Origin of the sequence: Pseudomonas sp. GD03858 (assembly GCF_029840925.1) — a bacterium.
Taxonomy (GTDB): Bacteria; Pseudomonadota; Gammaproteobacteria; order Pseudomonadales; family Pseudomonadaceae; genus Aquipseudomonas.
Genome location: NZ_JAOCDM010000168.1, coordinates 1 through 8,034 on the forward strand (window position 1 = coordinate 1; position 8,034 = coordinate 8,034).

Genomic DNA, 8,034 nt, shown 5'->3' on the forward strand with positions numbered 1-8,034 from the left:
CAGGCCGGTACGCGGGTCGACACCGCCTTGCAGGTAGCTCATGAAGTTGAAGGCGTTGGAGTGCACGCTGGAATTGGCAGCCATGGCGGTTCCCCGAGGGTCGCGAGAGGTCGGTGCGTCGCTGTGCTGCAAGCACCGGAACAGGCGTTCGATCGCGAAGCTAGCAAAGGTCGCGAGCACCGGCAGCTAGCATTTTTGTCAGTTTCTCGCGCCAGCCGCTCGGTCTATAACTCGACCAGCGCCTCGAACAGAGGCTTCTTTTTCTCGAAAAGCCGGGGCACACCATGAGTCGACGCAGCCACGACACGTCACCGATGCCGTCCGCGGATGCTTCATCCGGCGCTGCCGGTTTCCGGGCGCCGGTCGAGCTGAGTGTCGTCCATGTCCGGCACCTGCATGTACACCACCTCGACCTGAAATTGTTCACCTCTGACGTACTCCTGAGTGTCCTGCCCTACGAGGGGATGATCCTCGGCGATACGGTCAAGGTCTGCTTTCAGGGGCTGACCAACGATGGCGAGCCTCTGCTGGAGCCGCTGGAGCTGACCGCCGAGGTCGAGCACCTGGATTCGCCCGTCACGTTCGAACTCGAGCGTGAACGGATCCAAGGACTCATCGGTTTTTCGGCGCGGTTCCACTACAGCGTTTCAGCGCCCGATGATCCGGAGCCGCTGCGCGAGTCGCAGCCGGTGACGATCCGCATCATCGACAACGACCCACTGCCGACGCTGTTGCCCCAGCCAGCGTTCGATGGCCTGGAGGGTCCAAGGATCTATCCTGTCGAACACGAGCAGGGCGTCACGCTGCTGTTGCCCGCCACGGGCAGGCAGCCGGGTGACGAAATCCTGCTGTATATCGACCAGGTTGGCACTGGAGGCATCAATACCCTGCTCGAGCAGCGGTGGTTGCGGGTGGAGCAAGCACAGGCAGGCCAGGCGAATCTGTCAGTAGCATTCGAACATGGCTGGCTGAGTAGTCACGTTGGCAAACAGCTCTCGATGACCTGGCAGTTCATCAACCCGTCAGAATCGGGCATGAGTGTTTCGCGAAGTGTCGAGTTGGTGGCCGCGCGCATGCTTTCGGCGCCTGTCGTAAAGGACGCAACTCGGAATAATGACCGTTCCGTAATCAAAGCGATGGACCTGCGCAAAGGCCTTACGGTCGCTGTACCCGCGGACACGGACACCAGCGATGGTACCGTGACCATGCACCTGCACGAGCTCGGAGTGGACTCCTCCGTGTATGACGGGCGGCCGGGTGAGACGCCTTCCTTCTGGTTCGCCCCGGAAAGGGTCGGCGGTCTGCTCCAGAACCATGTGCAGGTGTTCTACCGGTTCACGACCCGCGCCGGCACGCCACAGCGCTCGGCCTCCGTATTGCTCGAAGGGGAGCCCTTCGACGTCATGCATTTCCCCTACATCCAGTGCGACCTGGCAAGTGGCCGGACCGGTCTTTCCCTGGCCTCGGTGCCGAGCGAAGGCGCTCGCTGGCGCCTGGAGGGTTGGCCACTGATGGGGGTGGGTCAGACCGTCATCATCAAGGCCCTGGGCGTCGATCACTCCGGACAGAACAAGGAGTTCGTCCTGCGTGATACCCCCGTGGACGAAGCTGAACTCACTGCCCAATGCCTGCAGGGTGTGTTTCCCCGCAGCGAGCTCGAACAGTTGAAGTTGAACGCGAAGTTCACACTGCAGGTCGAGGTGTGCTTCAACGGCCTGCGCGCCTATCCGCTGCGCCCTGTCTACATCCTGCTGGTCGCGTGACGACAACCGCCGAGCGCAGGGAGCCGACCATGGCCGACAACGAATACACGCTGTTCAAATGGCTGCAGGAGAAGGGCCGGACCTTCTCCTGGGACCTCGTCGTGGCGATGGACCGCGCCAGGACCAACCACTTGCTGGAGCAGGACTATGTCCGGCGTTTTGCCGAGGACAGCTACCTGCCCAGCTTCTCGGCCGCGGTCAAGGTGGGCGACTATGTCGAGTTCTACCTGCACGACTTCCTTCTCGATCGCCCGAGGCTGTCCTTCGAGAACGCCGAGCTCAATGATTCGGTCGCCCGCCTGAGCCTGGTGATCATCAGTGGCAGCGAGGTGCAGCTGGAGGTCAAGGCCGGCGGATATGGGGTGGTGCGGTTGGAGCGCATCACCCCGTTGCAGGGGCCGGTGCTGACGCTGGACTTGCAGCTGCCCGACGCGCCGGTGACGGTCGAGCAGGAGGGGCGCCTGCTCCTGGACCTGAGCAACAGTGACGATTTCAACCTGACCCTCGATCCAGACCCTGATAAGCAACGGGCTGGCGGTGCGGTGTTCAAGGACCTGTTCAACAGGCTGCCGGCCGAGCAGCGCGTGCTGACACTGGGCCATGTGTCCCGGGACATCGATGAGTTCCTCAAGCCCAGGTCCATGCGCATGGCGACCCAGGCCCATCCACCGCTGCCTGGGCGTCCGGCGGGCGAGGGGGCGATGCTCGCCTTCATCAGCATGAAGGACGAGCACAGCGGGGGCGTGCCGAGCGAGGGGGCCGACTTCAGGTACCTGATACCCGATGGCGAGCAGGAAGCGTATTCCGCCACCGTGCTCTTTGGCTACCGGCGGCAGTTGGTCGCGCTGATGTTGAAGAACCTCACTGGCGAGTTGTCCAGCCAGCTCCACCTCGACTACGACCAGCAGTTGCTTGCCGGGGTGACGGTGAACAGTAAAAGGATGGAGCTGCCCGAGGCGCAGGTCAGGTTTGAAATGGACGGCACGTTCTACACGGCGAATCTGGAGCGGACCATTCTCCAGGGCATCGACGAGGGTATCGACATCCGTCTGACTGCCGAAGGTGCCGAGTTCGACTGGCCGTTCAAAGGGGCCTTCCAGGTCTCAGGCTTGAAGCGGGAGGGAGCCCCGGGGCCTGGTACGGGTTTCATCGGCGCATTCGAAAAGCGCTGCGAGATTGCCTATGTCATCGACGAGGAGGCGCCCGGCACGGTTTCGCTGCGCGCAACGCGCATGGAGCTTTCCGACCTCGACAACGGCGCCGCGATGAAATTCGTCGAGCTCAGCGAAGACGCCATCGTGCAATACCTTGGCCTCGACGCAGTTGCTGCCGCGCAACTCCATGCGCGCCACCGAGGCACCAATGAGGAATGGTGGGGGAAAGTGGTGGAGCTCGCGTTGATGCTCTTTTTTGGTTTTTCCTATTTGGTTATCCAACAGTTCATGAGGCTGTTGAGCGTTGCCATCATCAGCGTGATGAAGGTGTTGATACAGCAGGTGCTGCTGGCGCGCTTCACCGTCAGCCCGCAGACGGACGCGTGGATCAACCAGCTGATCAAGCTCAACCTGGGCGAGACGTTCGTGCCCATCAAGGTCCGTGGTCCGTTCGACATCGCCTGTTTCGGCCAGATCGCCTCGCACCGCGATGCGCCGCGGCTCATCCCGCAGGGCCCGACCCTCGCCGCAGACGCGACGCTGGTCTTCAGCGCCGAATCCCCATCGCCGATCGAGACCTGGACGGTAGAGCCGCTGGGCGACGCCACGGCACGCGGGCGCATCGATGCGCAGGGGGGCTACACGGCGCCACCGGCCAGTGCTTTCGAGGGGGCGTTCCTGCGGGAGCGGGTCACGGCCACCACGGTCTCGGGTGCCACCTCGGGGGTACTGGTCACGGTGGCGCGGGATGCCCTGGCCATGACGCCGCTGGTTCAGGTGTGTGTCGTGGGCAGGGAATATCCGTTGAGTGCCAACAGCACGCAGGACCCAGACCGGCTGCAGTGGCGCATCGTTAGCCCCGAGCCGAGTGGTCGCCTGGAAGGCCCGGTCACCGGTGCCAGCGTGACCTATCTCGCGGGGGCGTCCTCTGCCTTCTATGCGTTCGATTACGTCGAGGTTTCCGATCCAGAGAATGGCACGAGCGGGCAGATCCTCATGATCAACACGGATGAGCCGCATCCAGTCATCGTCAGGGAGATTGTTGGCAACAGGGTGACGCTGGCCGTGGAAGGGGTGGCGGCCGACGACCTCGTCCACTGGGCCGGGCCTGGCACGTTCGAGGATGCCGGCCACGACGCAGACCTCCACCAAACCTTTGTACGCTTCTCGCCCGCCAGCGACGGCGACGCGCCTTTCGTGGTGGTCGAGGCGCGGGTCGAGCCCACCGATGGCTGGGCGCCGACTGCCGGCTACATCGTGTTGCCGTTGCCCTTGCACCGCTATGCCGATACCTACGCGCTGTTGTGCCAGCGCCCTTGAACACGCGTGTCCCGTCGAGGTGATGCTCATGAGTAGCAGAGTCCCGCAAGCGATCGTCAAGTGGCTCGAAGAGGACCCCGATGTCCATGGATGGGACATGATCGTCGCGTTGCCGATGGGGCTGGTCAATCAGGTGGCAAACCAGTCGTTCCTGCGCCACTGGGTGCAGGATGGCGGCGCTCGTCTGAAAGGGGAGGTGCAGATCGGCAACACGGGTATCTCCCACCAGCTCGACGGTTATCAGCTTGCAACGCCGACCTTGACCGTCGAGGAGACCGACTATGGCAAGTCGAACCTCCAGCTGGAACTGACCATGGCCGAGGGTACCCATGCCATCGTCAGGGACGATACCGAGGTGATGAGCCTCACCGCGCATACGCCCATCAACGGTTTCGCCCCGCGTGTGCGGGTGCCCTTGCACCTGGTGGGAGCTGATCTGCGACTGGACCTGGAGGAAGGGAGCGAGCATGAGCTGACGCTGGGCGACAGCATGGAAAACCAGTACGGCGCGAGCCTGCTGGAAGATCTGTTCGCGCAATTGCCCGGCCACGCCCGGGTGCTGGACCTGGCGCAGGTCCTGGCCAATGCACGCAATCCGTTTCGCGATACCCGTGGCGTGAGGATTCGCGCCCAGGTCGATGACGCTACCGGCAGTCAGGCCCTGCTGCTGTTCGTGACGTTCGACAAAGGCAGCGATGGTTTCGAACCGGTGTCGCGCGCCGGGTTTCCTTTCCTTCTGGCCGAGGACGCGCAGCAGACGCATGCCTGCACGGTCATCCTTTCCCGGCACCTGCTGCATCGCACGGCCCTCGGCCAGGCGGTGCTCGGCGCCGTCGAGGATGGGGCGTTCAGCTATGCCGCCAACGATGGCAAGCCGGTGTCCCGCATGACCGCGCAAGGCGGGCGGCTTTCCATCCCCGGAGGCGCTTACGTGGACAGCGCAGGGGGACTGGAATTCGAGTACCCGGCCTTCGTCATTCCCACCACGGGGGGCGCACAGGCGTTGCAGCTGGAGTTCCATGGCGACCATGTCGAGCAGCGCTGGCAGCCCGAGCTGGCGCTGAGGTTGCGTTACCGCCCGATCGGGGAGGGCGCGTGGAGCGAACATACCGTCACCGTAAGGCCACACCTCGATTACCGTTTCGAGCTGACCGCCAGTGAAGACCCAGCGTTGCCTCCGCAGGGGCGATTGACTGCCTTGTCCGCCGAGACGGCGGCGGTAAGCGGATTGCCTGACAGCCTGGCCGGGCAGTTGGAGGACATCACCCGCGCCGCGTACTACATCGTCAGGCGCGGCTACCTCAACACGGTGTCCCGGCGCCTGACCGCGCGCCTGGCCGAGCAGATCCTGCCGCTGTTGCGCCTGCCCGACGGACCGGCGTTGCGCCCCCACGCCTGGGCCCTGCACAACAGCCTCGCGGTGCTGGGTGAATTCGAGCTGGTCCGACCGGCCTTGCGCATCGAGCCACAGACGCTGCAGATCGCGGCGCAAGGGCAGCATCGGTTCACGGTCGCATCGGGCCACGACACGTTGCGCTGGCGCGTCGAGGCCCTCTCGGACCCTGCCGGCGATCCGGGCAGCATCGATGCCGACGGCCTGTATGCCGCGCCCTCCGCTGCCAGCCTGGGAGGCCGGGCGCTCAAGGTGAAGGTGCTGGCCGAGGATGTGCTCACCGGCCAGGCCAGTTCGGCACTGGTCGAGGTGGTGGCGCGCACGGTGGTCATGAGCCCGGTGCTCAAACTGATCTATCGGCAACAGGAAGGCGAGGCGTTCCTGACGGCCAGCGCGCTGTCCGATGCCCCGCTCCAGTGGAAGATCGCCTCCGATTTCGGCGGCACGCTCGAATCGACCGGGGACAGGAGCTGCACCTACACGAGCGGCGAGCCAAGGCAGGACCGCACCTATGTGGTCGACAAGATCCAGGCCACCGGGCCCGCCTCCGCCGAAGCCGGTGACGGGGTGATCCTGGTCGTGCACAAGACCCCTATGTTGACGATCCATCAGGAAGGCGAGCCGTCTCCGGAAGGCACGCTCAAGCTCAAGGCGACGCAACGTGGTAACGACACTGGATTGGCTGCGCAATGGTCCCTGGAGGGACCAGGCCGAATCGACGCGGACGGTCTGTACCAGGCCGATCCGCAAGCGCAGGCCGCGTTCGTGATCGTTTTCGCCAGTTTCGAGCGCGCGGGCATCACCTACGAAGGGCACCTGGTCCTGCCACTGCCCCTGTCCAGCTTCCCGGCACTGCGCGGCGCAAGGATGGCCAGCGGCCGGTTGGCGAACGCGATGATCACTTCCCCCACGCAGGAGAAACGGCCATGAGCGGCATGTACCTGGAACCTTTCGAGCCCGAGCTGACCCCGGCGTCGGGCCTGCGGATCAAGCCCGGTGATTGGGTGCAGTTCACCCTCGATCCGCAATTCTGTCCGGAAGGGGCACGTACGTGGAGCTTCGTTGGCACAGGCGATAGAATCGAACAGACAGATGGAAAGGTAGAGTTCGTTAGCAGAGACAATGCGAGGGACGGGGATTTTGCAACCGTGATTTGCGACGTCAAGCTGGACGGCGTCGTCGTCGGCCGTGCAAGCAGCACCCTGTTCTACGAAACGGTCAAAGACGAGTGGCAGACGTTGGCCGAGTATTCTGTCAGGGCGAGCAATTTCCCGAATGCACAGGCCGCGCTCTATGCCAATGGCTACCAGCAACTGCAACTGATCGTCACGATGACGCTGACGAACGCGGATCTCACGCCGGCCGAGATCGCTACCTTGCGTCTTTTCGAGGTCGAAACCAATCAGGAACTGCCGTTCATGGCAGGGCGAGGGCTCGGCGATGGGCCTGCGCGATGGGGCGTGGACAACGATCGCAACGAGTATGACCTTGCGGCCCCGAAATCCCGGCCTGCCAGTCAGAGAGAGACCGGGTATTGCTCGGTGACGCCGCAGGGGACTCAGACGAAAACCTTTTACCTGCGAAGCCTGGCGGGTGCCAATGAGGACATTGACGTCTACCTTGGCCTGCGGGATCGACATGGCCTGTGGCACTACAGCACGGACAACACCGGGCAGAATTACAAGCAGATCAAGGTCAGCCCTGTGATCTTCAGGCCCACCGGCACCTATGAACTGGATCTGCGGCAGGTCGCCAGCGGCCAGCCCAGCGCGGCGCAGGATGATTATTACGAAATGTACCCCTGGACGATCGATTACTGGGTCGTCAAGGTGAAGCCCGTGCCGGTCGAATTCAGGGCGTGCACGGTGAGGGACACCAGCAACCCTGTGGTGTTGCGCGACTCGATGGCGCGCTGGGAGTCCGATCACCAGAACGAGATCATGTTCAGTTGCACGGGGGTGATCTTTCGCGAGAACGCCTCGGCCAGCATTCGATTCGACACCGCGCTGACGAACTTCATGCAGCACAACGGGCAGACACTCTCCACATCCGTGGACGTGAGCCAGATCCATGTCGGTGAAGTTGCCTTTACCAATCATCGCTACATGGGGGTTCGATATGACGGCGCCCTGGAGGCAGCTCTGAACACCTCTCTCTCTGCCGAGCTCAGGGACAGCGAGGGGAACCTGCACATGTTGGTGATTACCTACCCGCCGCGCACGAACAACGGGCACCGTGACCGTCTGACCATCACGCAGGTTTGACGGGATTGATCGTGAAGAATCCGCACACTGGCCATCCTTGAACTGGAGATTTCCCTATGTCTGCTTCGACAGCCGTGCACTCCAACGCCTTCAACTTCATGAGCTACCTGCAAGGCGGTGTCGACCCGCGTACCGGCCTA

4 protein-coding genes are annotated in these 8,034 nt (G+C 63.3%); all 4 read left to right on the forward strand.

From position 1 onward, the window contains the following. Positions 1-284 precede the first annotated feature (284 nt). Genes N5D48_RS25040 through N5D48_RS25055 form a run of 4 tightly spaced genes read left to right on the forward strand, consistent with a single transcriptional unit; the run spans position 285 to position 7,894 of the window. Positions 285-1,763 (forward strand): hypothetical protein, encoded by a 1,479-nt coding sequence (locus N5D48_RS25040; RefSeq protein ID WP_279888736.1) that lies wholly within the window; start codon positions 285-287, stop codon positions 1,761-1,763. 29 nt (positions 1,764-1,792) lie between these two features. Next, positions 1,793-4,237, forward strand: a complete 2,445-nt coding sequence (locus N5D48_RS25045) for a hypothetical protein (RefSeq protein ID WP_279888738.1) — start codon at positions 1,793-1,795, stop codon at positions 4,235-4,237. A gap of 28 nt (positions 4,238-4,265) precedes the next feature. Beyond that, entirely contained in the window at positions 4,266-6,560 is a 2,295-nt protein-coding gene (locus N5D48_RS25050; protein ID WP_279888740.1) for a hypothetical protein, read from the forward strand. Then, complete coding sequence (locus N5D48_RS25055) at positions 6,557-7,894, forward strand: hypothetical protein (RefSeq protein ID WP_279888741.1); 1,338 nt, start codon at positions 6,557-6,559, stop codon at positions 7,892-7,894. The genes N5D48_RS25050 and N5D48_RS25055 overlap by 4 nt, the downstream gene beginning before the upstream one ends. The last annotated feature ends 140 nt before the right edge of the window (positions 7,895-8,034 follow it).